The sequence below is a fragment of the Enterobacter sp. WCHEn090032 genome, assembly GCF_003986875.1.
Classification (GTDB): domain Bacteria; phylum Pseudomonadota; class Gammaproteobacteria; order Enterobacterales; family Enterobacteriaceae; genus Enterobacter; species Enterobacter sichuanensis.
On sequence record NZ_RXRN01000005.1, the window covers coordinates 12,871 to 39,396 of the forward strand.

22 protein-coding genes are annotated in these 26,526 nt (G+C 55.1%); 18 read left to right on the top strand and 4 right to left on the bottom strand.

The genetic code is table 11. The annotated features are described in order from the left end of the window. A complete protein-coding gene (thrC, locus tag EKN83_RS05545) occupies positions 1-1,287 on the top strand; it encodes a threonine synthase (RefSeq protein ID WP_025758044.1) in 1,287 nt (428 codons plus the stop codon). 244 nt (positions 1,288-1,531) lie between these two features. Continuing rightward, positions 1,532-1,828, top strand: a complete 297-nt coding sequence (locus EKN83_RS05550; protein WP_025758043.1) for a DUF2502 domain-containing protein — start codon at positions 1,532-1,534, stop codon at positions 1,826-1,828. Between the two features lie 32 nt (positions 1,829-1,860). Here the strand turns inward: EKN83_RS05550 and yaaA are convergent, their stop codons facing one another. Together yaaA and EKN83_RS05560 are read right to left on the bottom strand one after the other, a co-directional pair. Then, positions 1,861-2,634, bottom strand: coding sequence for a peroxide stress protein YaaA (yaaA, locus tag EKN83_RS05555; RefSeq protein WP_025758042.1), 774 nt, complete (start codon positions 2,632-2,634; stop codon positions 1,861-1,863). Between the two features lie 66 nt (positions 2,635-2,700). Further along, positions 2,701-4,131, bottom strand: a complete 1,431-nt coding sequence (locus tag EKN83_RS05560) for an alanine/glycine:cation symporter family protein (protein WP_126800487.1) — start codon at positions 4,129-4,131, stop codon at positions 2,701-2,703. Positions 4,132-4,393: 262 nt separating this feature from the next. Here EKN83_RS05560 and tal point away from each other — a divergent pair, with 262 nt between their 5' ends. The 3 genes from tal to EKN83_RS05575 all read left to right on the top strand — a co-directional run bounded on the left by tal (position 4,394) and on the right by EKN83_RS05575 (position 7,489). Next, positions 4,394-5,347: a transaldolase gene (gene tal / locus EKN83_RS05565; protein WP_025758040.1), complete on the top strand. Its 954-nt coding sequence runs from the start codon at positions 4,394-4,396 to the stop codon at positions 5,345-5,347. A 109-nt stretch (positions 5,348-5,456) separates the two neighbouring features. After that, positions 5,457-6,044: a molybdopterin adenylyltransferase gene (gene mog / locus EKN83_RS05570; RefSeq protein WP_025758039.1), complete on the top strand. Its 588-nt coding sequence runs from the start codon at positions 5,457-5,459 to the stop codon at positions 6,042-6,044. A 122-nt stretch (positions 6,045-6,166) separates the two neighbouring features. Continuing rightward, the gene (locus EKN83_RS05575; protein WP_045284823.1) at positions 6,167-7,489 is read left to right on the top strand and encodes an MFS transporter; all 1,323 of its coding nucleotides are present in this window, start codon (positions 6,167-6,169) and stop codon (positions 7,487-7,489) included. Here EKN83_RS05575 and satP read toward each other — a convergent pair. Next, positions 7,466-8,032, bottom strand: a complete 567-nt coding sequence (gene satP / locus EKN83_RS05580) for an acetate uptake transporter (protein WP_025758037.1) — start codon at positions 8,030-8,032, stop codon at positions 7,466-7,468. The genes EKN83_RS05575 and satP overlap by 24 nt on opposite strands. Positions 8,033-8,328: 296 nt before the next feature. Here satP and dnaK point away from each other — a divergent pair, with 296 nt between their 5' ends. The 4 genes from dnaK to nhaR all read left to right on the top strand — a co-directional run bounded on the left by dnaK (position 8,329) and on the right by nhaR (position 13,779). Continuing rightward, positions 8,329-10,242 carry a molecular chaperone DnaK gene (gene dnaK / locus EKN83_RS05585; protein ID WP_045284820.1) on the top strand — a complete coding sequence of 638 codons (1,914 nt, stop codon included), beginning with the start codon at positions 8,329-8,331 and terminating at the stop codon, positions 10,240-10,242. An 87-nt stretch (positions 10,243-10,329) separates the two neighbouring features. Continuing rightward, positions 10,330-11,475: a molecular chaperone DnaJ gene (dnaJ, locus tag EKN83_RS05590; protein ID WP_014830600.1), complete on the top strand. Its 1,146-nt coding sequence runs from the start codon at positions 10,330-10,332 to the stop codon at positions 11,473-11,475. 170 nt (positions 11,476-11,645) lie between these two features. Then, entirely contained in the window at positions 11,646-12,821 is a 1,176-nt protein-coding gene (nhaA, locus tag EKN83_RS05595) for a Na+/H+ antiporter NhaA (protein WP_045284819.1), read from the top strand. A 58-nt stretch (positions 12,822-12,879) separates the two neighbouring features. After that, positions 12,880-13,779 carry a transcriptional activator NhaR gene (nhaR, locus tag EKN83_RS05600; protein ID WP_045284818.1) on the top strand — a complete coding sequence of 300 codons (900 nt, stop codon included), beginning with the start codon at positions 12,880-12,882 and terminating at the stop codon, positions 13,777-13,779. Between the two features lie 57 nt (positions 13,780-13,836). Here the strand turns inward: nhaR and rpsT are convergent, their stop codons facing one another. After that, a complete protein-coding gene (rpsT, locus tag EKN83_RS05605) occupies positions 13,837-14,100 on the bottom strand; it encodes a 30S ribosomal protein S20 (RefSeq protein WP_003856458.1) in 264 nt (87 codons plus the stop codon). Positions 14,101-14,427: 327 nt separating this feature from the next. On the opposite strand from rpsT, the gene ribF reads away from it, so the two are divergent. The 9 genes from ribF (at position 14,428) to EKN83_RS05660 (ending at position 26,481) form a co-directional block, all read left to right on the top strand. After that, complete coding sequence (gene ribF, locus EKN83_RS05620; protein WP_025758033.1) at positions 14,428-15,354, top strand: bifunctional riboflavin kinase/FAD synthetase; 927 nt, start codon at positions 14,428-14,430, stop codon at positions 15,352-15,354. 45 nt (positions 15,355-15,399) lie between these two features. Then, the gene (gene ileS, locus EKN83_RS05625; protein ID WP_045284817.1) at positions 15,400-18,216 is read left to right on the top strand and encodes an isoleucine--tRNA ligase; all 2,817 of its coding nucleotides are present in this window, start codon (positions 15,400-15,402) and stop codon (positions 18,214-18,216) included. Continuing rightward, entirely contained in the window at positions 18,216-18,716 is a 501-nt protein-coding gene (gene lspA, locus EKN83_RS05630) for a signal peptidase II (protein ID WP_045284816.1), read from the top strand. The genes ileS and lspA overlap by 1 nt, the downstream gene beginning before the upstream one ends. A gap of 117 nt (positions 18,717-18,833) precedes the next feature. Further along, positions 18,834-19,283: an FKBP-type peptidyl-prolyl cis-trans isomerase gene (gene fkpB / locus EKN83_RS05635; RefSeq protein WP_013095528.1), complete on the top strand. Its 450-nt coding sequence runs from the start codon at positions 18,834-18,836 to the stop codon at positions 19,281-19,283. A 1-nt stretch (position 19,284) separates the two neighbouring features. Then, complete coding sequence (gene ispH, locus EKN83_RS05640; RefSeq protein WP_025758030.1) at positions 19,285-20,235, top strand: 4-hydroxy-3-methylbut-2-enyl diphosphate reductase; 951 nt, start codon at positions 19,285-19,287, stop codon at positions 20,233-20,235. Positions 20,236-20,440: 205 nt separating this feature from the next. After that, the gene (gene dapB, locus EKN83_RS05645) at positions 20,441-21,262 is read left to right on the top strand and encodes a 4-hydroxy-tetrahydrodipicolinate reductase (protein WP_126800488.1); all 822 of its coding nucleotides are present in this window, start codon (positions 20,441-20,443) and stop codon (positions 21,260-21,262) included. 454 nt (positions 21,263-21,716) lie between these two features. After that, positions 21,717-22,865 carry a glutamine-hydrolyzing carbamoyl-phosphate synthase small subunit gene (gene carA, locus EKN83_RS05650; protein ID WP_126800489.1) on the top strand — a complete coding sequence of 383 codons (1,149 nt, stop codon included), beginning with the start codon at positions 21,717-21,719 and terminating at the stop codon, positions 22,863-22,865. Between the two features lie 18 nt (positions 22,866-22,883). Beyond that, positions 22,884-26,108 (top strand): carbamoyl-phosphate synthase large subunit, encoded by a 3,225-nt coding sequence (carB, locus tag EKN83_RS05655; protein WP_025758027.1) that lies wholly within the window; start codon positions 22,884-22,886, stop codon positions 26,106-26,108. 139 nt (positions 26,109-26,247) lie between these two features. Next, positions 26,248-26,481 (top strand): YgdI/YgdR family lipoprotein, encoded by a 234-nt coding sequence (locus EKN83_RS05660; protein WP_025758026.1) that lies wholly within the window; start codon positions 26,248-26,250, stop codon positions 26,479-26,481. Positions 26,482-26,526 lie beyond the last annotated feature (45 nt).

A 26,526-nucleotide genomic window follows, 5' to 3' on the forward strand; every position in this document is an offset into this window, starting at 1 on the left:
ATGAAACTCTACAATCTTAAAGATCATAACGAGCAGGTCAGCTTCGCGCAGGCTGTAACGCAGGGACTGGGCAAAAATCAGGGGCTGTTCTTTCCGCATGACCTGCCGGAATTTCAGCTGACCGAGATTGATGAACTGCTGAAGCTGGACTTTGTCACCCGCAGCACCAAAATTCTGTCGGCGTTTATCGGCGACGAAATTCCGCAGGAGCTGCTGGAAGAACGCGTGCGTACGGCGTTCGCGTTCCCGGCACCGGTTCAGCAGGTTGAGCCTGACGTTGGTTGTCTGGAGCTGTTCCACGGCCCAACCCTGGCGTTTAAAGACTTCGGCGGCCGCTTCATGGCGCAGATGCTGACCCACATCAGCGGCGACAAACCGGTAACCATCCTGACGGCAACTTCCGGCGATACCGGCGCGGCGGTCGCCCATGCCTTCTACGGCCTGAAAAACGTCCGCGTGGTGATCCTCTATCCGAAAGGCAAAATCAGTCCGCTGCAGGAAAAACTGTTCTGTACCCTCGGCGGCAACATTGAAACCGTGGCGATCGACGGTGACTTCGATGCCTGCCAGGCGCTGGTTAAGCAGGCCTTCGACGACGAAGAGCTGAAGGTGGCGCTGGGTCTGAACTCCGCCAACTCCATCAACATCAGCCGTCTGCTGGCGCAGATCTGCTACTACTTCGAAGCGGTGGCGCAGCTGCCGCAGGAAGCCCGCAACCAGCTGGTGATCTCTGTTCCGAGCGGTAACTTCGGCGATTTGACGGCAGGTCTGCTGGCGAAATCACTGGGGCTGCCGGTGAAACGCTTTATCGCTGCCACCAATGCCAACGATACCGTGCCGCGCTTCCTGAAAGACGGTAAATGGGCACCAAACGCGACGCAGGCGACGCTCTCCAACGCGATGGATGTTTCCCAGCCGAACAACTGGCCGCGCGTGGAAGAGCTGTTCCGCCGTAAGATCTGGCGTCTGGGTGACCTGGGCTACGCGGCGGTGACGGATGACACGACTAAATCCACCATGCGTGAGTTAAAAGCGGTCGGATACACTTCTGAACCGCACGCGGCGATTGCTTACCGTGCGCTGCGCGACCAGCTGAATCCGGGTGAATATGGCCTGTTCCTGGGCACCGCGCATCCGGCTAAGTTCAAAGAGAGCGTGGAAGCGATCCTCGGCGAAACGCTGCCGCTGCCGAAAGAGCTGGCCGAGCGTGCTGACCTGCCGCTGCTGTCCCATGAGCTGCCGGCGGATTTTGCCGCGCTGCGTAAGCTGATGATGGCTCGCGCGTGATTTTTGTCGGGTGGCGGCTACGCCTCACCCGACCTACAACAGCTCATAACGTAGGCCGGGTAAGCGCAGCGCCACCCGGCTTTTTTGTGAAGAAATTAAGGAGAAAAATAGCAGGGAAAAAGCAGAAATTCCCAATAAATGCGGTCACTTAGCGTTTAGGATTGCAGAGAATAACATCCCCCGTTCCCCTCGCGTAATCTCCTTACATCGGCCCATGTCGGGCATAGAGAATAAGGAGTCACCGATGTCAAAACTGAAACCTGCGCTGATTGCGCTTTCACTGATGCTGGTCGCTCCCATGGCGGTACAGGCATCCGAAATTACTCTGGTTCCGGCGGTCAAACTGCAGATTGGCGATCGTGATAATAACGGCCACTACTGGGATGGCGGTCGCTGGCGCGATCATGACTGGTGGAAGGCGCATTATGACTGGCGCGATAACCACTGGCGTCCCCACGATGAACATCGCGAGCGTGACCACCATCATGACGATCGTCGCCATGACGATCATCGTCCGGGCCCGGACTGGAAACACCCTTAATGCAAAACCCCGCCAGCTGGCGGGGTTCTGTTTTACTGCTCGTGGCGCTTAAACACCAGTTCACCTTTCCCTGACGACGCCTCGTCAAAGAAATAGCCTTCGCTGTTGAAGGCGGTTAGCTGCTCCGGCTTCGTCAGGCGGTTCTGGATAATGTAACGGCTCATCAGGCCGCGCGCTTTCTTGGCGTAGAAGCTGATCACTTTGAACTTACCGTTCTTCTCGTCGAGGAATACCGGCTTGATGATTTCCGCATCCAGTTTTTTCGGTTTCACTGACTTGTAGTATTCATCCGACGCCAGGTTAATCACCACGTTATCGCCCTGAGCGCGCAGCGCCGCATTCAGCTTGTCGGTGATGATATCGCCCCAGAAATGGTACAGGTCTTTGCCTTTGGCATTTTCCAGGCGAATGCCCATCTCCAGACGGTACGGCTGCATCAAATCCAGCGGACGAAGTACGCCATACAGGCCCGACAGCATGCGCAGATGCTGCTGGGCAAAATCGAAATCAGCTTCGCTAAAATCTTCCGCCTGCAGGCCGGTATAGACATCGCCTTTAAATGCCAGAATGGCCTGGCGGGCGTTAGCGGGGGTGAAATCCGGGTGCCACTCGTGAAAACGGGTTGCGTTAAGATCTGCCAGCTTGTCGCTGATGCTCATCAGCGAGGCGATTTGCGGCGCGGAGAGCTTGCGCGCTTCGTGAATCAGCTGTTGGGAATAGTCCAGCAATTCAGGCTGGGTATAGCGCTCGGTGGCGAGCGGGCTCTGGTAGTCGAGCGTTTTTGCAGGTGAAATCAGAATCAGCATATCCAGTCCTTGCAGGAAATTTAGAGCGACTTTAGCAAAAAATCGCCCTGAATTGATCGATAGCTGTTATTGCCGCGGCAAATCATCCCACGTGCCGGGGGCAAGTTGCGCTTTAATATCCGGATAACGCGCGGGATCAAAGACCGGTGGCACACCCAGTTTACGCTGACGAAGGTAGTCTTTCGCAATCAGGGTCACTACGGGAGAGAGCAGCAGGATCGCCGTGAGGTTAGTGATCGCCATCAGCGCCATGATGATATCAGCCAGTTGCCAGACCAGCGGCATGCTGAGCAGAGAGCCTGCTACCACCATCAGTATCACGCCCAGGCGAAGCGTGCCGATGGCGGCGCGGGAGTCAAGCTTCAGGAAAATAAGGTTGTTTTCGGCGTAGAGGTAATTTACCACGATCGAACTGAAGGCAAACAGCAGCAGAATGAGCGAGACAAACCCCGCTCCCCAGCCGCCGGTGAGGTTCACAAGCGCCTGCTGGAGAAGCTGTATTCCGGCCGTTCCCGACGAATGTGAGACAGGGCCTGCCAGCAGCAAAATCATGGCGCTGGCGGAACAGATAATGATGGTATCGGTAAAGACGCCAATCATCTGCACAATGCCTTGTGCGGCCGGGTGCGGCGGCCATGAAGCCGCGGCTGCGGCTGCATTGGGTGTTGACCCCATACCGGCTTCATTGGAAAACATGCCGCGCTGAAAACCCGCCATCAGCGCCTGACTGAAGGTGTAGCCCAGCGCGCCGGATGCGACCTCACGCCAGCCAAAGGCGCTTTTAACGATGGTCATTATGACGCCCGGCACCTGATCGAGATGCAGTGCCGCGACGAGCAGGCTCGCGGCGATCCAGATCAGCGCGATGAGAGGAACCAGCCATTGCATCAGGCGGGCGATGCCTTTAAGACCGGCAGAAAGGGTGAGCAGAACGACGAGGGCTAAAATGCTACCGGCGACCCACTCCGGACACGCGAAGGCATAGCGCAGGGCATGGGCGACCGAGTTAGCCTGGACGGTGTTAAAGATAAGACCGTAAGCGAGCAGTAAAAAAAGCGAGAACAGGACGCCCATCCAGCGCATCCCCAGGCCACGCGCCATGTACCAGGCAGGGCCTCCGCGGAACTGACCGTTTTTATCTTTCTCTTTGTAGAGTTGTGCGAGCGCGCTTTCGGCAAAAGCGGTGGCCATACCGAGCAACGCCGTCACCCACATCCAGAACACTGCGCCTGGCCCGCCGGCGCTGATAGCCAGCGCCACCCCCGCCAGATTTCCGCTACCGAGGCGTGCCGCAAGGCTGGTGCAGAGTGCCTGGAACGAGGTTAATCCACCCGGCTGGGGCGTGACGCTGTTTTTCAGACTTCTGCCAAACTTGCGGATATAGCGAAACTGGATAAACCCGCTGCGTAGCGTAAACCATATACCTGCTCCCAGAAGCAGGTAAATCATTATCGAACCCCACAGGACTTCGTTAATAAAGAAAAAGAAATCAGGCATTAACGTCCCTCTTGTTGATGCCAAAGTGAATATGTAAGCGCTACCACTGATTGAGCATGCTGTTGCTTAGCAGGCTGTTAATATTCCGAGTTTATCATACTCTGCCTAAGCGCACTGTCTGCGGTTGCGCTACCCCTCTGTCGTGTTATCATCAGGGCAGACCGGTTACATCCCCCTAACAAGTAAACCTGTCATTTTTCCGCTGCAGGCATGCTGTCGGTAGCGTGAATTATCCAGGGCACGTTAAAAGAGAAACACTATCATGACGGATAAATTGACCTCCCTTCGTCAGTTCACCACTGTCGTAGCTGACACCGGAGATATCGCGGCAATGAAGCTGTACCAGCCGCAGGATGCCACAACTAACCCTTCTCTGATCCTTAACGCCGCACAGATCCCTGAGTATCGCAAACTGATTGACGACGCTGTGACCTGGGCGAAAGCGCAGAGCAACGACCGCGCGCAGCAGGTTGTGGATGCCACTGACAAACTGGCCGTAAACATCGGTCTGGAAATTCTGAAGCTGGTGCCTGGCCGTATCTCTACCGAAGTGGATGCGCGTCTGTCCTACGACACCGAAGCGTCTATCGCGAAAGCAAAACGCCTGATCAAAATGTACAACGATGCGGGCATCAGCAACGATCGTATCCTGATCAAACTGGCTTCGACCTGGCAGGGCATCCGTGCGGCAGAGCAGCTGGAAAAAGACGGTATCAACTGTAACCTGACTCTGCTCTTCTCCTTCGCGCAGGCGCGTGCATGTGCAGAAGCCGGTGTGTACCTGATTTCTCCGTTCGTGGGCCGTATTCTGGACTGGTACAAAGCCAACACCGATAAGAAAGAGTACGCGGCGTCTGAAGATCCAGGCGTGATTTCCGTGACTGAAATCTACGAATACTACAAGCAGCACGGCTATGAGACTGTCGTTATGGGCGCAAGCTTCCGTAACGTCGGCGAAATCATTGAGCTGGCTGGCTGTGACCGCCTGACCATCGCGCCTGCACTGCTGAAAGAGCTGGCTGAAAGCGAAGGTACCCTGGAGCGTAAACTGTCTTACACCGGTGAAGTGAAAGCACGTCCGGAGCGCATCACTGAGTCCGAGTTCCTGTGGCAGCACAACCAGGATCCAATGGCGGTAGACAAACTGGCGGACGGTATCCGTAAGTTTGCTATCGACCAGGAAAAACTGGAAAAAATGATCGGCGACCTGCTGTAATCATTCCGCGTGGCCGGGTTCCCGGCCACGCGACTTCTTACGCACTCTGTCTGAAATTCCCCTCTGCGTGTATCATTCCCTTTAATCAGTACTTTTGAATGGAATGAATATGAATACCTTACGCATCGGCTTAGTGTCGATTTCTGACCGCGCCTCCAGCGGTGTTTATCAGGATAAAGGCATCCCCGCGCTTGAAGAGTGGCTTGGCAACGCGCTGACCACCCCGTTTGAAATCCAGACCCGCCTCATCCCTGACGAACAGCCAATCATTGAGCAGACGCTTTGTGAGCTGGTGGATGAGATGAGCTGCCACCTCGTGCTGACCACCGGCGGAACCGGTCCTGCGCGTCGTGATGTGACGCCGGACGCGACGCTGGCCATCGCCGATCGTGAAATGCCGGGCTTTGGCGAACAGATGCGCCAGATCAGTCTACACTTTGTCCCGACGGCCATTCTCTCCCGTCAGGTGGGCGTAATCCGCAAACAGGCGTTGATTCTGAACCTGCCTGGCCAGCCGAAGTCGATCAAAGAGACGCTGGAAGGGCTGAAATCGGACGACGGTAACGTCATCGTGCAGGGCATTTTCGCCAGTGTACCGTATTGTATACAGCTGCTTGACGGTCCTTATGTGGAAACCGATGAGAAAGTGGTAGCAGCATTTCGTCCTAAAAGCGCGCGTCGCGAAACAATCTCCTGAAAATAATGATTATGTGACATTAGCTGAAGCGGCGATGGCGTGGTAAAGGTTTTACGGTATAGTAACTTTTTCTTTACGATTGCTGTAAAAATAAATCCACAACTAAAGCTAAAGGGTTCGCTATGTCACATAACACCCGACCTCTGAATCGACAGGACTATAAAACCCTTACGCTCGCGGCCTTAGGCGGCGCGCTGGAGTTTTACGATTTTATCATCTTCGTCTTCTTCGCCGCCGTGGTGGGGGAACTCTTCTTCCCGGCGGATATCCCCGAGTGGCTGCGTCAGGTACAAACCTTCGGCATTTTTGCTGCCGGGTATCTGGCGCGTCCGCTGGGCGGCATTATCATGGCCCACTTTGGCGATCTGGTTGGCCGTAAAAAGATGTTTACCCTCAGCATTCTGCTGATGGCGGTACCCACGCTGGCGATTGGTCTGTTGCCCACCTATGCCTCGATGGGCATTCTCGCGCCATTGCTGCTGTTACTGATGCGCGTGCTGCAGGGGGCAGCCATTGGTGGTGAGGTCCCGGGCGCGTGGGTGTTTGTGGCGGAGCATGTTCCGGCGCGGCGGATAGGTATCGCCTGTGGAACCTTAACGGCGGGTCTGACCGTCGGGATCTTGCTGGGGTCGGTGGTCGCGACCATTGTAAACACCAGCATGACGCAGCAGGCCGTTCACGACTGGGGCTGGCGTGTGCCGTTCCTGCTGGGTGGGGCGTTTGGTCTGGTGGCGATGTATCTGCGTCGCTGGCTGCAGGAAACGCCAATATTCCTCGAGATGCAGCAGCGTAAGGCGCTGGCGCAGGAGCTGCCGGTGAAAGCCGTCGTGGTACGCCATAAAAAAGCGGTGGTGGTGTCGATGCTGCTCACCTGGCTGCTTTCAGCAGGGATTGTGGTGGTGATATTAATGTCGCCGGTCTGGCTGCAGAAACAGTATGGTTTCGCGCCAGCCGTGACGTTACAGGCGAACAGTATCGCAACCATTATGCTCTGCTTTGGCTGTCTGGCCGCCGGGCTGGCGGCGGATCGTTTCGGTGCCAGCATCACCTTTATCGTCGGTAGCCTGTTACTGGCCGCCTCCAGCTGGGCGTTTTACCACCTTGCAGGCAGCCATCCTGAACAGCTGTTCCTGCTGTACGGCGTGGTCGGGCTGTGTGTGGGCGTTGTCGGCGCGGTGCCCTATGTGATGGTGCGTGCGTTCCCGCCAGAGGTTCGCTTCACCGGGATCTCATTCTCTTACAACGTGTCGTATGCCATTTTTGGTGGACTGACGCCGATTGCGGTTACCGTGCTGATGGGCGTGTCACCGATGGCGCCCGCCTGGTATGTTCTTGCACTTTCGGTGATGGGACTGGTACTGGGGATGTGGCTTCGTCAGGCGTGGGGATGTCGTGCCCGCGAGGCGGGCACGACAGAAGGATCAGTGTTTTTCACCAATCGGTAGAACGGTGCGATCAAACTGTTCGTTCAGCACTTCACCCATTGCCAGGTAGATAGCGCTTGCGCCACAAACCAGACCAATCCAGCCGGCAACGTGAACGATGCCTTCGTTATCCACCAGGTGGCCAATCGCCAGCAGGGCGAACAGCACGGTCAGGCTCAGGAAAACGAACTGCAGCATGCGGTTGCCTTTCAGAGTACCGAAGAACATAAACAGGGTGAAAACGCCCCACAGGCCCAGGTAGACGCCCAGGAAGTGGGCGTTTGCCGCCTCTGCCATACCCATTTTAGGCAGCAGCAGAATGGCAACCAGGGTCAGCCAGAACGAACCGTAAGAGGTGAAGGCGGTTAAGCCGAAGGTATTACCTTTCTTATATTCCAGCAGGCCCGCGAAGATTTGCGCGATACCGCCGTAAAAAATGCCCATCGCCAGGATGATGCCATCCATCGGGAACATCCCGATATTGTGCAGGTTCAGCAGAATAGTGGTCATGCCAAAACCCATCAGGCCCAGCGGAGCCGGATTAGCCAACTTAGTGTTGCCCATAAGTCCTCAAAAAAATCATCATTAAAATGGTGAAATGGTTAAACCCGCGTCAGTTCTCCCTGACGGGGCGCGGCATCATAATGGGCGCAATCGATGGCGTCTATGATCTCATCAGGGTGAAATTAAAATTTTTTTTATCATTCCCCCTTGATGGATGTCGCAGCGACCCCATCTTGTAGTCAACCGCAGTGTGTGGACCTGAAAAAAATCAAATCTGGGCAGTTGAAAAAGCACGATCTGCCCTTATTACAGGTACACAACCACATGTTGACTGAATTTTTAGTGGAGACGTTTAGATGGGTAAAATTATTGGTATCGACCTGGGTACGACCAACTCTTGTGTAGCGATTATGGATGGCACTACTGCACGTGTGCTGGAGAACGCCGAGGGCGATCGCACCACGCCTTCTATCATTGCTTATACCCAGGATGGTGAAACTCTGGTTGGTCAGCCGGCTAAACGTCAGGCAGTGACAAACCCGCAAAACACCCTGTTTGCGATTAAACGCCTGATCGGCCGCCGCTTCCAGGACGAAGAAGTTCAGCGTGACGTTTCTATCATGCCTTACAAAATCATCGCGGCAGACAATGGCGATGCGTGGCTTGATGTGAAAGGCACCAAAACTGCACCACCGCAGATCTCTGCTGAAGTGCTGAAAAAAATGAAGAAAACGGCTGAAGATTACCTGGGTGAGCCGGTAACCGAAGCTGTTATTACCGTACCTGCTTACTTCAACGATGCTCAGCGTCAGGCAACCAAAGATGCTGGCCGTATCGCAGGTCTGGAAGTCAAACGTATCATCAACGAACCTACCGCGGCTGCACTGGCTTACGGTCTGGATAAAGAAGTCGGCAACCGTACTATCGCGGTTTACGACCTGGGTGGTGGTACCTTCGATATCTCTATTATCGAAATCGACGACGTTGACGGCGAAAAAACCTTCGAAGTTCTGGCAACCAACGGTGATACTCACCTGGGGGGTGAAGACTTCGATACCCGTCTGATCAACTACCTCGTTGACGAGTTTAAGAAAGATCAGGGCATTGACCTGCGTAATGACCCGCTGGCTATGCAGCGCCTGAAAGAAGCCGCTGAGAAAGCGAAGATCGAACTGTCTTCCGCTCAGCAGACCGACGTGAACCTGCCGTACATCACTGCAGACGCGACCGGTCCTAAACACATGAACATCAAAGTGACCCGTGCGAAACTGGAAAGCCTGGTAGAAGACCTGGTGAACCGTTCTATCGAGCCGCTGAAAGTAGCGCTGCAGGACGCTGGCCTGTCCGTGTCTGACATCAACGACGTTATCCTCGTTGGCGGCCAGACCCGTATGCCAATGGTTCAGAAGAAAGTGGCGGAGTTCTTTGGTAAAGAGCCACGTAAAGACGTTAACCCGGACGAAGCGGTTGCTATCGGTGCGGCGGTTCAGGGTGGCGTACTGACCGGTGAAGTGAAAGATGTACTGCTGCTGGACGTTACCCCGCTGTCTCTGGGTATCGAAACCATGGGCGGTGTGATGACTGCGCTCATCAACAAAAACACCACTATCCCAACCAAGCACAGCCAGGTATTCTCTACCGCCGAAGACAACCAGTCTGCGGTAACCATCCATGTGCTGCAGGGTGAACGTAAGCGCGCATCTGATAACAAATCTCTGGGTCAGTTCAACCTGGACGGTATCAACCCGGCGCCGCGCGGTATGCCTCAGATCGAAGTCACCTTCGACATCGATGCTGACGGTATTCTGCACGTGTCTGCGAAAGACAAAAACAGCGGTAAAGAGCAGAAGATCACCATCAAGGCCTCTTCCGGTCTGAACGAGGAAGAGATCCAGAAAATGGTTCGTGAAGCGGAAGCTAACGCGGAATCTGACCGTAAGTTCGAAGAGCTGGTTCAGACCCGTAACCAGGGCGACCATCTGCTGCACAGCACCCGTAAGCAGGTTGAAGAAGCAGGCGATAAACTGCCAGCGGAAGACAAAACGGCTATCGACGCTGCACTGAGTGCGCTGGAATCTTCACTGAAAGGTGAAGATAAAGCGGACATCGAAGCGAAGATGCAGGAACTGGCTCAGGCTTCTCAGAAGCTGATGGAAATCGCTCAGCAGCAGCACGCGCAACAGCAGGCAGGTGCTGACGCTTCAGCGAACAACGCGAAAGACGACGACGTTGTCGACGCTGAGTTCGAAGAAGTTAAAGATAAAAAATAATCGCCCTGATGCAGGGTAATTAATCGGCGCGGGCGTAGGAGAATTCTCCACGCCCGTGCTCGCATGTTAAGGGGCTTAAAAAAACCAATGGCAAAGCAAGACTATTACGAGATTTTAGGCGTTCCGAAAACTGCGGAAGAGCGTGAAATCAAAAAGGCGTATAAGCGCCTGGCCATGAAATTCCACCCGGACCGTAACCAGGGTGACAAAGAGGCTGAAGCCAAATTTAAAGAGATCAAAGAAGCCTACGAAGTCCTGACCGATGCACAAAAACGTGCAGCCTATGACCAGTACGGTCACGCAGCCTTTGAACAGGGCGGCATGGGCGGCGGTGGATTCGGCGGTGGCGGCTTTGGCGGCGGCGCTGATTTCAGCGATATCTTTGGCGATGTGTTTGGCGACATCTTCGGCGGTGGTCGTGGACGTCAGCGCGCGGCGCGTGGCGCGGACCTGCGCTACAACATGGAGCTGACGCTGGAAGAGGCCGTTCGCGGTGTCACTAAAGAGATCCGTATTCCAACGCTGGAAGAGTGTGACGTCTGCCACGGCAGCGGCGCGAAAGCGGGCACTCAGCCGCAGACCTGTCCAACCTGTCACGGTTCTGGCCAGGTACAGATGCGTCAGGGGTTCTTCGCGGTGCAGCAGGCCTGTCCGCACTGCCATGGTCGCGGTACGCTGATCAAAGATCCCTGCACCAAATGCCATGGTCACGGTCGCGTTGAGAAAACCAAAACCCTGTCCGTTAAAATCCCGGCTGGGGTCGATACGGGCGACCGCATCCGTCTGGCTGGCGAAGGCGAAGCTGGCGAACACGGCGCACCGGCGGGCGATCTGTACGTTCAGGTGCAGGTCAAGCAGCACGCTATCTTCGAGCGCGAAGGCAACAACCTGTACTGTGAAGTGCCGATCAACTTCGCGATGGCTGCTCTCGGTGGCGAAATTGAAGTCCCGACGCTGGATGGCCGCGTGAACCTGAAAATTCCTGGCGAAACCCAGACCGGTAAGCTGTTCCGCATGCGCGGTAAAGGCGTTAAATCCGTTCGCGGGGGCGCACAGGGCGACCTGCTGTGCCGCGTCGTTGTGGAAACACCGGTTGGCCTGAACGATAAGCAGAAACAGCTGCTGAAAGAGTTGCAGGAGAGCTTTGGTGGCCCGACGGGTGAGAAAAACAGCCCACGCTCCAAAAGCTTCTTCGATGGAGTCAAAAAATTCTTCGATGATTTGACCCGCTAAACTGTTTGTCGCAGGTATTCGCAAAAGCCCGGGAGAGATTCCGGGCTTTTTTGTTTATCGGTATTGTTCGGTTAAACTGAATCAATACTCAATATTAATCTGTTTTTGCCGAGCTATAAGGCTTGGTATTATGGTTTTATCGAGGTATTGCTGTATAAGAGAGAATTAAAGTGAAATTACTACACCGTTTTTTTAGTAGCGAAGCATCCGGGGGCGTGATCCTGATTTTGGCTGCCGCCGCCGCGATGGTGCTGGCAAACGTCGGATTTACCCGCGATCTGTATCATGCTTTTCTGGAAACGCCCGTCGAGCTGAAGGTTGGGGCGCTGGAAATCCACAAGAACATGCTGCTGTGGATCAACGATGCGCTCATGGCGGTGTTCTTCCTGCTTGTCGGGCTTGAGGTTAAGCGGGAGCTGGTACTGGGTTCGCTTGCCAGTCGCCAGCGAGCGGCGTTCCCGGTCATTGCCGCGCTCGGTGGGATGGTGGTTCCGGCGCTGCTCTTCCTCGCGTTTACCTGGCAGGATCCGGTTGCACGTCACGGCTGGGCGATCCCGGCGGCAACGGATATCGCCTTTGCACTCGGGGTGCTGGCCTTACTGGGAAGCCGCGTTCCGGTTGCCCTGAAAATCTTCCTGATGGCGCTGGCGATCATCGACGACCTGGGCGCAATTGTGATTATCGCGCTGTTTTACACAAGCGATCTGTCGATCCTGTCTTTGAGTGTGGCTGCAGGGGCGATTGCGGTTCTGGCGCTGCTGAATATCTTGAATGTTCGTCGCATCGGTATCTATATCCTCGTAGGGATGGTGCTGTGGACTGCGGTGCTGAAATCGGGCGTGCATGCCACGCTGGCAGGAGTGATCGTCGGCTTCTTCGTGCCGCTTAAACCGCAGGAGGGTAAATCACCTGCGAAGCAGCTGGAGCATGTGCTGCACCCCTGGGTCGCCTTTATGATCCTGCCTCTGTTTGCATTTGCTAACGCGGGAGTTTCCCTTGGCGGCGTGACGCTGGACGGGCTGACCTCCGTGCTGCCGCTGGGTATCATCGCCGGGTTGTTTATCGGCAAGCCGCTGGGCATTAGCCTGTTCTGCTGGCTGGCGACGAAGCTTAAGCTGGCATCATTGCCGCACGGCACCACGTTTACGCAGATCATGGCCGTCGGCGTGCTGTGCGGGATAGGCTTTACGATGTCGATTTTTATCTCGACGCTGGCGTTTGGTGCGCATGCACCTGAGCTTATCGTCTGGGCGAAACTCGGCATTCTCATCGGGTCATTACTGGCCGCGGTGATCGGTTACACCTTGTTGAAGGTGAAGTTGTCCGGGCAGACCGTCCAGGCATAACGGAAAACCGGGAGGAGGGTGACCTTCTCCCGACAGGCACTCAGGGAGAGAAGACGCGATGTCTCATTTGAATTACAACCATCTTTACTACTTCTGGCATGTCTACAAACAGGGCTCGGTGGTCGGGGCGGCAGAGGCGCTTTACCTGACGCCGCAAACCATCACCGGGCAGATCAAGGCGCTGGAAGAACGTCTGCAGGGTAAGCTGTTCAAGCGTAAGGGACGCGGAATTGAACCCAGCGAGCTGGGTGAGCTGGTTTTCCGCTATGCGGATAAAATGTTCACCCTGAGCCAGGAGATGCTGGATATCGTCAACTACCGCAAAGAGTCGAACCTGCTCTTTGATGTTGGCGTGGCGGACGCGCTGTCAAAACGACTGGTGAGCGGCGTGCTTGATGCGGCTGTGGTCGAAGATGAGCAAATCCATCTGCGCTGTTTTGAATCCACCCACGAGATGCTGCTGGAACAGCTGAGCCAGCACAAGCTGGACATGATCATCTCGGATTGTCCGATCGACTCCACGCAGCAGGAAGGGCTGTTTTCGGTGAAGATTGGTGAATGCGGCGTGAGCTTCTGGTGTATTAACCCGCCGCCGGAAAAACCCTTCCCGGCTTGCCTGGAAGAGCGTCGCTTGCTGGTGCCAGGAAGACGTTCCATGCTGGGACGCAAGCTGCTGAACTGGTTTAACTCTCAGGGGCTGAATGTCGAAATCCTCGGTGAGTTCGACGATGCGGCGCTGATGAAAGCCTTTGGCGAAGCGCACAATGCGATCTTCGTTGCACCGACGCTCTACGCGCACGATCTTTATTCAGATAGCAAGATTACGGAGATTGGTCGGGTCGATAACGTAATGGAAGAGTATCACGCGATTTTTGCCGAAAGGATGATTCAGCACCCGGCGGTGCAGCGTATCTGTAATCGCGACTACTCGGCGCTGTTTACGCCACCGGCAATCTGAAGGCATAAAAAAACCCGCGTTAAGCGGGTTCTTTAAACAAGCAACAACAAGCGGCAATTAAGCCAGTTTGTTGATCTGCGCGGTCAGGTTTGCTTTATGACGCGCTGCTTTGTTTTTGTGGATCAGACCTTTAGCAGCCTGACGATCCACGATTGGTTGCATTTCGTTAAATGCGTTCTGCGCTGCAGCTTTGTCGCCAGCTTCGATTGCTGCGTATACTTTCTTGATGAAAGTACGCATCATAGAGCGACGGCTTGCGTTGTGCTTACGAGCCTTTTCAGACTGAACGGCACGTTTCTTAGCTGATTTGATATTAGCCAAGTCCAACTCCCAAATATGATCTATGTGGACAATTCAAAGGCCGAGGAATATGCCCTCTTTGCCTTCTTTTGTCAATGGATTTGTGCAAATAAGCGCCGTTAATTAGCGACGCTACGTTACGTAGTGATGGCGCAGGATTCTACCAGCTTGTCTTCTCTGAATACAGCCTTTCGGCATAAAAATCGCAGTTCAGGAGCAGATTTTTTCGCTGTGAAAGGTCAGCCTGATGAAATCATTACGGCTTTCTGTTTTGTGCGAACAATCGCCGGTTAACCTTGACCGCTGTACAAGGTATACTTTGGCGATTTTCACTGTTTTGAGCCAGACATGAAGCTGATACGCGGCATACATAATCTCAGCAGAGCACCGCACGGGTGCGTGCTGACCATTGGTAATTTCGACGGCGTGCATCGTGGTCATCAGGCGCTGTTGCAGGGATTGCGTAAAGAAGGGGAGGCCCGTGGCCTGCCCGTAGTAGTGATGATTTTCGAACCACAGCCGCTGGAGCTGTTTGCGGGCGATAAATCTCCCGCCCGTCTCACTCGCCTGCGCGAGAAGTTGCGCTATCTGGCCGAGTCCGGCGTGGACTACGTTTTGTGCGTACGTTTCGATCGTCGCTTTGCCGCGCTGACAGCACAAAATTTCGTCAGCGACCTGCTGGTTGAACGTCTTGGCGTGCAGTTTCTGGCCGTGGGGGATGATTTCCGCTTTGGCGCTGGTCGTCAGGGCGATTTCTTGCTATTACAGAAGGCTGGTCTGGAGTACGGTTTTGACGTCACCAGTGCGATGACCTTCTGTGAAGGCGGCGTTCGCGTCAGCAGCACGGCGGTACGTCAGGCGCTGGCCGATGATGAACTGGGGACGGCAGAAACCCTGCTTGGGCATCCGTTCACTATCTCCGGTCGCGTCGTCCATGGCGATGCGCTCGGACGTACCATTGGTTTCCCGACGGCGAATATACCGCTACGCCGTCAGGTTTCCCCGGTCAAAGGGGTCTATGCGGTGGAAGTGGCAGGACTGGGCGATAAGCCGTTTTACGGTGTTGCCAACATTGGCACACGTCCGACCGTCGCCGGTGTGCGTCAACAGCTGGAAGTGCACCTGCTGGACGTTGTAATGGACCTTTATGGTCGCCATATAGATGTGATACTGCGTAAAAAAATACGCAACGAGCAGCGATTTGGTTCGCTGGATGAACTCAAAGCGCAAATTGCGCGAGATGAATTGACGGCCCGCGAGTTTTTTGGGCTTTAGAACCGGCTTAACTGCCTACGTGATAAATACGGAACCGAGAATCTGATGAGTGACTATAAATCAACCCTGAATTTGCCGGAAACAGGGTTCCCGATGCGCGGCGATCTCGCCAAGCGTGAACCGGGAATGCTGGCGCGTTGGACTGATGATGACCTGTACGGCATCATTCGTGCAGCCAAAAAAGGCAAAAAAACCTTCATTCTGCATGATGGCCCTCCCTATGCGAATGGCAGCATTCATATTGGTCACTCGGTTAACAAGATTCTGAAAGACATTATCGTGAAGTCGAAAGGCCTCGCGGGATATGACTCGCCATACGTTCCGGGCTGGGACTGCCACGGTCTGCCAATCGAACTGAAAGTGGAGCAGGAATTCGGTAAGCCTGGTGAGAAATTCACCGCCGCTGAGTTCCGTGCGAAATGCCGCGAATACGCCGCTACGCAGGTTGAAGGTCAGCGCGCGGATTTCATCCGTCTGGGCGTGCTGGGCGACTGGTCGCACCCGTACCTGACCATGGACTTCAAAACCGAAGCCAACATCATCCGTGCGCTGGGCAAAATCATCGGTAATGGCCACCTGCACAAAGGCGCTAAGCCTGTACACTGGTGTGTGGATTGCCGTTCTGCGCTGGCAGAAGCGGAAGTGGAGTATTACGACAAAACCTCTCCGTCTATCGACGTGGCGTTCCACGCCGTTGATCAGGATGCGGTGAAAGCCAAATTTGGCGTCTCCTCCGTTAATGGCCCTATTTCACTGGTGATCTGGACCACTACCCCGTGGACCCTGCCAGCAAACCGTGCGATCTCCCTGTCCGGTGAGTTCGACTACGCGCTGGTGCAGGTTGACGGTCAGGCGGTTATCCTGGCAAAAGATCTGGTTGAGAGCGTGCTGAAACGCGCGAATATCACCGACTACACCGTGCTGGGCACCGTGAAAGGCGACGCGCTTGAGCTGATGCGCTTTAAACACCCGTTCCTGGACTTTGATGTGCCAGCGATCCTGGGCGACCACGTCACGCTGGAAGCCGGTACCGGTGCGGTCCATACCGCCGGTGGCCACGGTCCTGACGACTACAACATCAGCCTGAAATACGGTCTGGAAATCGCTAACCCGGTGGGCCCGGATGGTTCTTACCTGCCTGGCACTTACCCGGCGCTGGACGGTATCAACGTCTTTAAAGCTAACGACATTATCGTTGATATGCTGCGCACCAGCGGCGCGCTGTTGCACGTTGAGAAAATGCAGCACAGCTATCCGTGCTGCTGGCGTCACAAGACGCCGATCATCTTCCGTGCGACCCCACAATGGTTCATCAGCATGGATCAGAAAGGCCTGCGCGCGCAGTCTCTGAAAGAGATCAAAGGCGTGCAGTGGATCCCCGACTGGGGCCAGGCGCGTATCGAATCCATGGTTGCTAACCGCCCTGACTGGTGTATCTCCCGTCAGCGTACCTGGGGCGTGCCGATGTCGCTGTTCGTGCATAAAGAGACGCAGGAACTGCATCCGAACACCCTGGAACTGATGGAAGAAGTGGCGAAGCGCGTCGAAGTTGACGGCATTCAGGCATGGTGGGACCTCGACGCCCGCGACATCCTGGGCGCTGACGCAGACAACTACGAGAAAGTGCCGGATACCCTGGATGTATGGTTCGACTCCGGATCCACTCACTCTTCCGTGGTTGACGTGCGTCCTGAGTTTGCCGGTCACGCCGCCGATATGTATCTGGAAGGTTCTGACCAACACCGTGGCTGGTTCATGTCATCCCTGATGATCTCCACCGCCATGAAAGGAAAAGCGCCTTACCGTCAGGTACTCACCCACGGCTTCACCGTGGATGGTCAGGGCCGTAAGATGTCCAAATCTATCGGCAACACCGTGTCTCCGCAGGATGTGATGAACAAGCTGGGCGCAGACATTCTGCGTCTGTGGGTGGCTTCCACCGACTACACCGGCGAAATGGCGGTGTCTGACGAGATCCTGAAACGTGCCGCCGACAGCTATCGTCGTATCCGTAACACCGCGCGCTTCCTGCTGGCGAACCTGAACGGGTTTGATCCGGCTAAAGACATGGTGAAACCGGAAGAGATGGTGGTGCTGGACCGCTGGGCGGTAGGCTGCGCGAAAGCGGCGCAGGAAGATATCCTGAAAGCCTATGAATCTTACGACTTCCATGAAGTGGTGCAGCGCCTGATGCGCTTCTGCTCCATCGAGATGGGTTCGTTCTACCTCGACATCATCAAAGACCGTCAGTACACCGCGAAAGCGGACAGCGTGGCGCGTCGTAGCTGCCAGACCGCGTTGTTCCACATCGCAGAAGCGCTGGTGCGCTGGATGGCACCGATCATGTCCTTCACCGCGGATGAAATCTGGGGTTATCTGCCAGGCGACCGTGAGAAGTATGTCTTCACCGGCGAGTGGTACGAAGGTCTGTTCGACCTCTCCAGCACCGAAGCGATGAACGATGCCTTCTGGGACGAGCTGCTGAAAGTGCGTGGTGAAGTCAACAAGGTGATTGAGCAGGCGCGTGCTGACAAGAAAGTCGGTGGCTCTCTGGAAGCGGCAGTGACCCTGTACGCCGAACCTGAGCTGGCGGCGAAACTGACGGCGCTGGGCGATGAATTGCGATTTGTCCTGTTGACCTCAGGCGCGCAAGTTGCGGATTATGCCGAAGCTACTGCTGATGCTCAGCAGAGCGAACTGCTCAAGGGACTGAAAGTCGCGCTGAGCAAAGCCGACGGTGAGAAATGCCCGCGTTGCTGGCATTACACTACCGATGTTGGCCAGGTGGCGGAACACGCAGACATCTGCGGACGCTGTGTAAGCAACGTCGCCGGTGACGGCGAAAAACGTAAGTTTGCCTGATGAGTAAAACTCTCTGTTCAACGGGACTGCGCTGGCTATGGCTGGTTGTGGTGGTGCTGATTATTGATCTGGGCAGCAAATTCCTGATCCTCCAGAATTTTGCGCTGGGGGATACGGTTTCGCTGTTCCCGTCGCTTAACCTGCACTACGCACGTAACTATGGTGCGGCGTTTAGTTTCCTTGCTGACAGCGGTGGCTGGCAGCGCTGGTTCTTTGCAGGTATTGCAATCGGTATCTGTGTGGTGCTAACGCTGCTGATGTACCGTTCGAAAGCGACGCAAAAGCTGAACAACATCGCCTACGCGCTGATTATTGGCGGCGCGTTAGGTAACCTGTTTGACCGCCTGTGGCACGGCTTTGTGGTCGATATGATCGACTTCTACGTCGGCGACTGGCACTTCGCGACCTTTAACCTCGCCGACAGCGCAATTTGTATCGGTGCGGCGTTAATCGTGCTGGAAGGTTTCTTACCGAAACCGACCGAGAAAGAGCAGGCGTAACAAAACCAGCCGGGTGACGCGTAGCGATCCCGGCCTACCGAATATGCCGACACCTGTAGGCCGGGTAAGCGAAGCGCCACCCGGCACACAGGCGAGACAACATAAAGAGCAATGTGCATGTCTAAATCCGTACAAAGCAACAGCGCGGTTCTCGTTCACTTCACGCTGAAACTGGATGACGGCTCCACGGCTGAATCCACCCGCAATAATGGCAAACCGGCCCTGTTTCGTCTGGGCGATACCTCCCTGTCTGAAGGACTTGAACAGCAGCTTCTGGGCCTGAAAGAGGGGGAGAAAAAAGCCTTTTCGCTTGAGCCGGATGCGGCGTTTGGCGTGCCAAGCCCGGATTTGATCCAGTACTTCTCCCGTCGTGAGTTTATGGACGCGGGTGAACCTGAAATCGGGGCGATTATGCTCTTTACCGCTATGGACGGCAGCGAAATGCCTGGCGTGATCCGCGAAATTAACGGCGACTCTATTACCGTTGACTTCAACCATCCGCTTGCCGGGCGCACTGTCCATTTTGATATTGAAGTGCTGGAGATTGATCCGGTACTGGAGGCCTGAAATGCAGATCCTGTTGGCTAACCCGCGCGGCTTCTGCGCCGGTGTAGACCGCGCTATCAGCATTGTTGAAAACGCGCTGGAGATTTACGGCGCGCCGATTTACGTGCGTCACGAAGTGGTGCACAACCGTTACGTGGTCGACAGTCTGCGCGAGCGCGGTGCTATTTTTATCGAGCAAATCAGCGAAGTGCCGGACGGTGCCATCCTGATTTTCTCTGCGCATGGTGTCTCTCAGGCAGTACGTAACGAAGCGAAAAGCCGCGATTTGACGGTGTTTGACGCTACCTGTCCGTTGGTCACGAAAGTGCATATGGAAGTGGCACGTGCCAGCCGTCGTGGTGAAGAGTCGATTCTGATTGGCCATGCGGGTCACCCGGAAGTCGAAGGCACCATGGGCCAGTACAGTAACCCGGAAGGGGGCATGTATCTGGTTGAATCGCCAGAAGATGTGCTTACGCTGAACGTGAAAAATGAAGCCCGTTTGTCGTTCATGACCCAGACAACACTCTCTGTCGACGATACCTCTGACGTGATTGACGCCCTGCGCCAGCGTTTCCCGAAGATCGTCGGTCCGCGTAAGGATGACATCTGCTACGCGACCACGAACCGTCAGGAAGCGGTGCGTGCCCTGGCTGAACAGGCGGATGTGGTGCTGGTGGTCGGCTCGAAAAACTCCTCTAACTCAAACCGTCTGGCCGAACTGGCGCAACGGATGGGGAAAACGGCTTTCCTGATTGATGACGCGACGGATATTCAGGAAGCGTGGGTTAAAAACGCGACCTGTGTCGGCGTGACGGCCGGCGCATCTGCGCCGGATATTTTGGTACAGAACGTCATTGCCCGTCTGCAGGAGTTGGGCGGTGGCGAAGCGGTGCCGCTGGAAGGACGTGAAGAGAACATTGTTTTCGAAGTCCCGAAAGAACTGAGAATCGATGCCCGGGAAGTCGAATAATCCCTTTTCTGATGAAAGGCCAGCACCTCCTGTGCTGGCCTTTTTTTTACCCGTTACTTTATCGTGACGACAAAATCATGTCTTTTACTGATATTTAAGTCGGTTTCACGTTAAATTCTAATTATTGGTGTTTTCAGTTGGCAGTGCTCAGAAAGGCTGGTTAATCTGAAAACGGTTTACATCATTTTAACGTAAGAGAATAACTATGCATGATGCACAGATCCGTGTCGCCATTGCGGGCGCGGGTGGACGTATGGGTCGTCAGCTGATTCAGGTGGCACTTCAGATGGAGGGCGTCGCCCTTGGCGCAGCGCTGGAGCGTGACGGTTCATCGCTTCTGGGGACCGACGCTGGCGAGCTGGCGGGCGCGGGCAGGACGGGCGTCACCGTACAAAGCAGTCTGGATGCGGTAAAAGATGACTTCGATGTCTTTATCGATTTTACCCGCCCGGAAGGGACGCTCACGCATCTGGCGTTTTGCCGTCAGCACGGCAAGGGGATGGTGATCGGCACCACCGGTTTTGACGATGCGGGTAAGCAGGCTATCCAGGATGCATCAAAAGAGATTGCGATTGTCTTCGCCGCAAACTTTAGCGTGGGCGTTAACGTCATGCTTAAGCTGCTGGAGAAGGCTGCGAAAGTCATGGGTGACTACACCGACATTGAGATCGTTGAAGCTCACCACCGCTATAAAGTGGATGCGCCATCAGGCACGGCGCTGGCGATGGGTGAAGCGATCGCCCATGCACTTGATAAAGATTTAAAAGACTGCGCGGTCTATACCCGCGAAGGCCACACCGGTGAACGCGTGCCTGGCACTATTGGCTTCGCCACGGTCCGTGCGGGTGACATCGTCGGCGAACACACCGCGATGTTCGCCGATATTGGCGAACGTGTAGAAATTACGCATAAAGCTTCCAGCCGAATGACGTTTGCCAATGGTGCCGTACGCTCCGCTTTGTGGCTAAAAAACAAAGAAAAGGGACTTTTTGATATGAAAGATGTCCTGGATCTCAATAATCTGTAAACATTATTACCCATCGTGATGTGGTTATTGCAGTCGTAATTCATTGATTGCATAGGGCAATATTTTATTGCCCTTTTATTTTTGCTGTTACATTTTATTTTCTCCCTTAAGGCTCTAAAAATCTGTCTATTGTTCTGATTTTTCGTTGCTAAAATGTAAATTTTGACCATTTGGTCCACTTTATCATGTTCCATCTCGTGATTTTTTATTAAACCAGCCGCGCAAGCGTTTTCTGCAGTGATTTACCTGATCTTTTTGTCGCTTAAGTTGCATTCCGCCTTTCAGGCCTGCAAAAGAGTAAACAAAATATCCGTTTTAAGTTGACTTTTACCGACCAAATCTCCAGAATGCCGCCGTTTGCCAAAAATCCGCTGGCAACACATTTGCATTGATCCATGACATGGTTATGAATTAATATGCAAATAAAGTGAGTGAATATTCTCTGGAGGGTGTTTTGATTAAGTCAGCGCTATTGGTTCTGGAAGACGGAACCCAGTTTATCGGTCGGGCCATAGGGGCAACGGGTTCGGCGGTTGGGGAAGTCGTTTTCAATACTTCAATGACCGGTTATCAAGAAATCCTCACTGATCCTTCCTATTCTCGCCAAATCGTTACTCTTACTTATCCTCATATCGGCAATGTCGGCACCAATGCGGCTGACGAAGAGTCCTCTCAGGTACATGCGCAAGGTCTGGTCATTCGTGACCTGCCGCTGATTGCCAGCAACTTCCGCAACACTGAAGACCTCTCTTCTTACCTGAAGCGCCATAACATCGTGGCGATTGCCGATATTGATACCCGTAAGTTAACGCGTCTGCTGCGCGAGAAGGGTGCACAAAACGGCTGCATCATCGCAGGGGATAACCTGGATGCGGCTCTGGCGCTGGAAAAAGCGAAAGCCTTCCCGGGCCTGAACGGCATGGACCTGGCAAAAGAAGTGACCACAGCTGAAGCCTACAGCTGGACGCAGGGGAGCTGGACGCTTGAAGGCGACCTGCCGGAAGCGAAAAAAGAGAGCGAGCTGCCGTTCCACGTGGTGGCTTACGATTTCGGCGCCAAGCGCAACATCCTGCGCATGCTGGTTGACCGCGGCTGCCGCCTGACGGTGGTGCCGGCGAAAACGTCCGCTGAAGAGGTGCTGAAAATGAATACGGACGGCATCTTCCTCTCTAACGGCCCTGGCGACCCGGCACCTTGTGACTACGCCATCAATGCCATTAAGTCCTTCCTGGAAACAGACATCCCGGTATTCGGTATCTGCCTCGGCCATCAGCTGCTGGCGCTGGCGAGCGGTGCGAACACCATCAAGATGAAGTTCGGCCACCACGGTGGTAACCACCCGGTGAAAGACATTGATAACAACACGGTGATGATTACCGCGCAGAACCACGGTTTCGCCGTCGATGAAGCGTCGATGCCGGCTAACCTGCGCGTGACCCATAAGTCACTGTTCGATGGCACCCTGCAGGGTATCCATCGCACCGATAAGCCAGCGTTCAGCTTCCAGGGCCACCCGGAAGCCAGTCCGGGCCCACACGATGCCGCGCCGCTGTTCGATCACTTCATCGAACTTATCGAGCAATACCGTAAGACCGCTAAATAATCAGGAGCCGAGAAGACAATGCCAAAACGTACAGACATAAAAAGCATCCTGATCCTTGGCGCTGGCCCGATCGTCATCGGCCAGGCCTGCGAATTCGACTACTCCGGTGCGCAGGCATGTAAAGCCCTGCGTGAAGAGGGTTACCGCGTTATCCTGGTGAACTCGAACCCGGCTACCATCATGACCGACCCGGAAATGGCGGATGCAACCTACATCGAGCCGATTCACTGGGAAGTGGTACGTAAAATTATTGAAAAAGAGCGCCCGGATGCGGTGCTGCCAACCATGGGTGGCCAGACGGCGCTGAACTGTGCGCTGGAGCTGGAGCGTCAGGGCGTGCTGGCCGAGTTCGGTGTAACCATGATTGGCGCGACCGCCGACGCGATTGATAAAGCTGAAGATCGTCGCCGTTTCGACGTGGCGATGAAGAAAATCGGCCTCGACACCGCGCGTTCCGGTATTGCTCACAATATGGAAGAGGCGCTGGCCGTCGCGGCTGAAGTGGGTTATCCGTGCATCATCCGTCCATCCTTCACCATGGGTGGCACCGGCGGCGGTATCGCCTACAACCGCGAAGAGTTCGAAGAGATTTGCGAACGCGGTCTGGATCTCTCTCCAACCAAAGAGCTGCTGATTGATGAATCGCTGATTGGCTGGAAAGAGTACGAGATGGAAGTGGTGCGTGATAAAAACGACAACTGCATCATCGTCTGCTCCATCGAAAACTTCGATGCGATGGGGATCCACACCGGTGACTCCATCACCGTTGCGCCAGCCCAGACGCTGACCGATAAAGAGTATCAGATCATGCGTAACGCCTCGATGGCGGTACTGCGTGAAATCGGCGTGGAAACCGGCGGCTCAAACGTGCAGTTCTCTGTGAACCCGAAAACCGGCCGTCTGATCGTTATCGAAATGAACCCGCGGGTGTCCCGTTCTTCCGCGCTGGCCTCCAAAGCAACCGGCTTCCCGATTGCCAAAGTAGCAGCGAAGCTGGCGGTGGGGTATACCCTTGATGAGCTGATGAACGACATCACCGGTGGCCGTACGCCTGCGTCCTTCGAACCGTCCATCGACTACGTTGTGACCAAAATTCCTCGCTTCAACTTCGAGAAATTCGCCGGCGCGAACGACCGTCTGACCACCCAGATGAAATCTGTCGGTGAAGTGATGGCGATTGGCCGCACGCAGCAGGAGTCCCTGCAGAAAGCGCTGCGCGGCCTGGAAGTGGGTGCGACCGGATTCGATCCGAAAGTGAGCCTGGACGACCCGGAAGCACTGACCAAAATCCGCCGCGAGCTGAAAGACGCGGGCGCGGAGCGTATCTGGTACATCGCCGATGCCTTCCGTGCAGGCCTCTCCGTCGACGGCGTATTCAACCTGACCAACATTGACCGCTGGTTCCTGGTGCAGATTGAAGAGCTGGTACGTCTCGAAGAGAAAGTAGCAGAGCTGGGTATCAACGGTCTGGATGCGGACTTCCTGCGCATGCTGAAGCGTAAAGGCTTCGCCGATGCGCGTCTGGCAAAACTGGCGGGCGTACGTGAAGCGGAAATCCGCAAGCTCCGTGACCAGTATGACCTGCACCCGGTCTACAAGCGTGTGGATACCTGTGCGGCGGAATTCTCGACCGACACCGCGTACATGTACTCCACCTATGAAGACGAGTGCGAAGCGAACCCGTCCGTTGACCGCGACAAGATTATGGTGCTGGGCGGTGGTCCAAACCGTATCGGCCAGGGCATCGAGTTTGACTACTGCTGCGTGCACGCTTCGCTGGCGCTGCGCGAAGACGGTTATGAGACCATCATGGTCAACTGTAACCCGGAAACGGTCTCAACCGACTATGACACTTCTGATCGCCTCTACTTCGAGCCCGTTACCCTGGAAGACGTGCTGGAAATCGTGCGTATCGAGAAGCCAAAAGGCGTTATCGTGCAGTACGGTGGCCAGACCCCGCTGAAGCTGGCGCGTGCCCTGGAAGCCGCTGGCGTACCGGTTATCGGTACCAGCCCGGACGCGATTGACCGTGCGGAAGACCGCGAGCGTTTCCAGCAGGCGGTTGATCGTCTGAAGCTGAAGCAGCCGGCGAACGCCACCGTAACGGCCATTGAACAGGCTGTTGAGAAGGCGAAAGAGATTGGCTATCCGCTGGTGGTTCGTCCTTCCTACGTACTGGGCGGCCGCGCGATGGAAATCGTCTATGACGAAGCAGACCTGCGTCGCTACTTCCAGACGGCGGTGAGCGTTTCTAACGATGCGCCAGTTCTGCTCGACCGTTTCCTCGACGATGCGGTTGAAGTGGACGTTGACGCTATCTGCGACGGCGAAATGGTGCTGATTGGCGGCATCATGGAGCACATCGAGCAGGCGGGCGTACACTCCGGCGACTCTGCCTGTTCTCTGCCAGCGTACACGCTGAGTCAGGAAATTCAGGACGTGATGCGCCAGCAGGTGCAGAAGCTGGCCTTCGAGTTACAGGTTCGTGGTCTGATGAACGTTCAGTTTGCGGTGAAAGACAACGAAGTCTACCTGATTGAAGTGAACCCGCGTGCGGCGCGTACCGTCCCGTTCGTCTCCAAAGCCACGGGTATTCCGCTGGCGAAAGTGGCGGCACGCGTGATGGCGGGCCAGACGCTGGCTCAGCAGGGCGTAACCAAAGAGATCATTCCGCCGTACTACTCGGTGAAAGAAGTGGTGCTGCCATTCAACAAATTCCCGGGCGTTGACCCGCTGTTAGGGCCAGAGATGCGCTCTACCGGGGAAGTGATGGGCGTGGGCCGCACCTTTGCTGAAGCATTCGCGAAGGCGCAGCTGGGCAGTAACTCCACCATGAAGAAATCTGGCCGTGCGCTGCTCTCCGTTCGCGAAGGCGATAAAGAGCGCGTGGTTGACCTGGCTGCCAAGCTGCTTAAGCAGGGCTTCGAACTGGATGCCACTCACGGTACGGCGATTGTGCTGGGTGAAGCCGGTATCAACCCGCGTCTGGTGAACAAGGTGCATGAAGGTCGTCCGCACATTCAGGATCGCATCAAAAATGGCGAATATACCTACATCATCAACACCACTGCGGGCCGCCAGGCGATTGAAGACTCCAAGCTGATTCGCCGCAGCGCGCTGCAGTATAAAGTGCACTACGACACCACCCTGAACGGCGGTTTCGCGACGGCTATGGCGCTGAATGCGGATGCCACCGAGAAGGTGATTTCGGTTCAGGAAATGCACGCGCAGATTAATAAGTAAGTTCACATGCCCGGCGGCGTAGCGTTGCCGGGCACTCTCCCTCTCTTCAGAACCTTCTGGTTTTCCATCCGCATTCAGTCAGTTAGCCTAAAATTGTTAGGTCGATAACGAAATTTAACTGAGAGCAGGGGAAAACACCATGCAAAATAAATTACTGATCGCGTCTCTTCTGTCTGCCACAACATTGTTCACCGTTGCGGGCTGTTCATCCAACCAGGCTGTAAAAACGACCGATGGCAAAACCATTGTCACCGACGGCAAACCGCAGGTGGATGACGATACCGGTCTGGTGTCGTACAAAAACGCCGAAACCGGTCAAACCGAGCAGATTAACCGTGACCAGGTGAAATCCATGGGCGAGCTGGATAACTAATAAAAAAAGCCGTGGCATTTGCCACGGCTTTTAGCCTTTCCGGAA

Coding starts and splice junctions, on each gene's coding strand:
- satP (WP_025758037.1), bottom strand. CDS start 8,032: ATGGGCAACACTAAGTTGGCTAATCCGGCTCCGCTGGGCCTGATGGGT.
- EKN83_RS05550 (WP_025758043.1), top strand. CDS start 1,532: ATGTCAAAACTGAAACCTGCGCTGATTGCGCTTTCACTGATGCTGGTC.
- mog (WP_025758039.1), top strand. CDS start 5,457: ATGAATACCTTACGCATCGGCTTAGTGTCGATTTCTGACCGCGCCTCC.
- ribF (WP_025758033.1), top strand. CDS start 14,428: ATGAAGCTGATACGCGGCATACATAATCTCAGCAGAGCACCGCACGGG.
- EKN83_RS05560 (WP_126800487.1), bottom strand. CDS start 4,131: ATGCCTGATTTCTTTTTCTTTATTAACGAAGTCCTGTGGGGTTCGATA.
- ileS (WP_045284817.1), top strand. CDS start 15,400: ATGAGTGACTATAAATCAACCCTGAATTTGCCGGAAACAGGGTTCCCG.
- nhaR (WP_045284818.1), top strand. CDS start 12,880: ATGTCTCATTTGAATTACAACCATCTTTACTACTTCTGGCATGTCTAC.
- carB (WP_025758027.1), top strand. CDS start 22,884: ATGCCAAAACGTACAGACATAAAAAGCATCCTGATCCTTGGCGCTGGC.
- fkpB (WP_013095528.1), top strand. CDS start 18,834: ATGTCTAAATCCGTACAAAGCAACAGCGCGGTTCTCGTTCACTTCACG.
- EKN83_RS05660 (WP_025758026.1), top strand. CDS start 26,248: ATGCAAAATAAATTACTGATCGCGTCTCTTCTGTCTGCCACAACATTG.
- dnaK (WP_045284820.1), top strand. CDS start 8,329: ATGGGTAAAATTATTGGTATCGACCTGGGTACGACCAACTCTTGTGTA.
- yaaA (WP_025758042.1), bottom strand. CDS start 2,634: ATGCTGATTCTGATTTCACCTGCAAAAACGCTCGACTACCAGAGCCCG.
- ispH (WP_025758030.1), top strand. CDS start 19,285: ATGCAGATCCTGTTGGCTAACCCGCGCGGCTTCTGCGCCGGTGTAGAC.
- dnaJ (WP_014830600.1), top strand. CDS start 10,330: ATGGCAAAGCAAGACTATTACGAGATTTTAGGCGTTCCGAAAACTGCG.
- EKN83_RS05575 (WP_045284823.1), top strand. CDS start 6,167: ATGTCACATAACACCCGACCTCTGAATCGACAGGACTATAAAACCCTT.
- thrC (WP_025758044.1), top strand. CDS start 1: ATGAAACTCTACAATCTTAAAGATCATAACGAGCAGGTCAGCTTCGCG.
- lspA (WP_045284816.1), top strand. CDS start 18,216: ATGAGTAAAACTCTCTGTTCAACGGGACTGCGCTGGCTATGGCTGGTT.
- dapB (WP_126800488.1), top strand. CDS start 20,441: ATGCATGATGCACAGATCCGTGTCGCCATTGCGGGCGCGGGTGGACGT.
- tal (WP_025758040.1), top strand. CDS start 4,394: ATGACGGATAAATTGACCTCCCTTCGTCAGTTCACCACTGTCGTAGCT.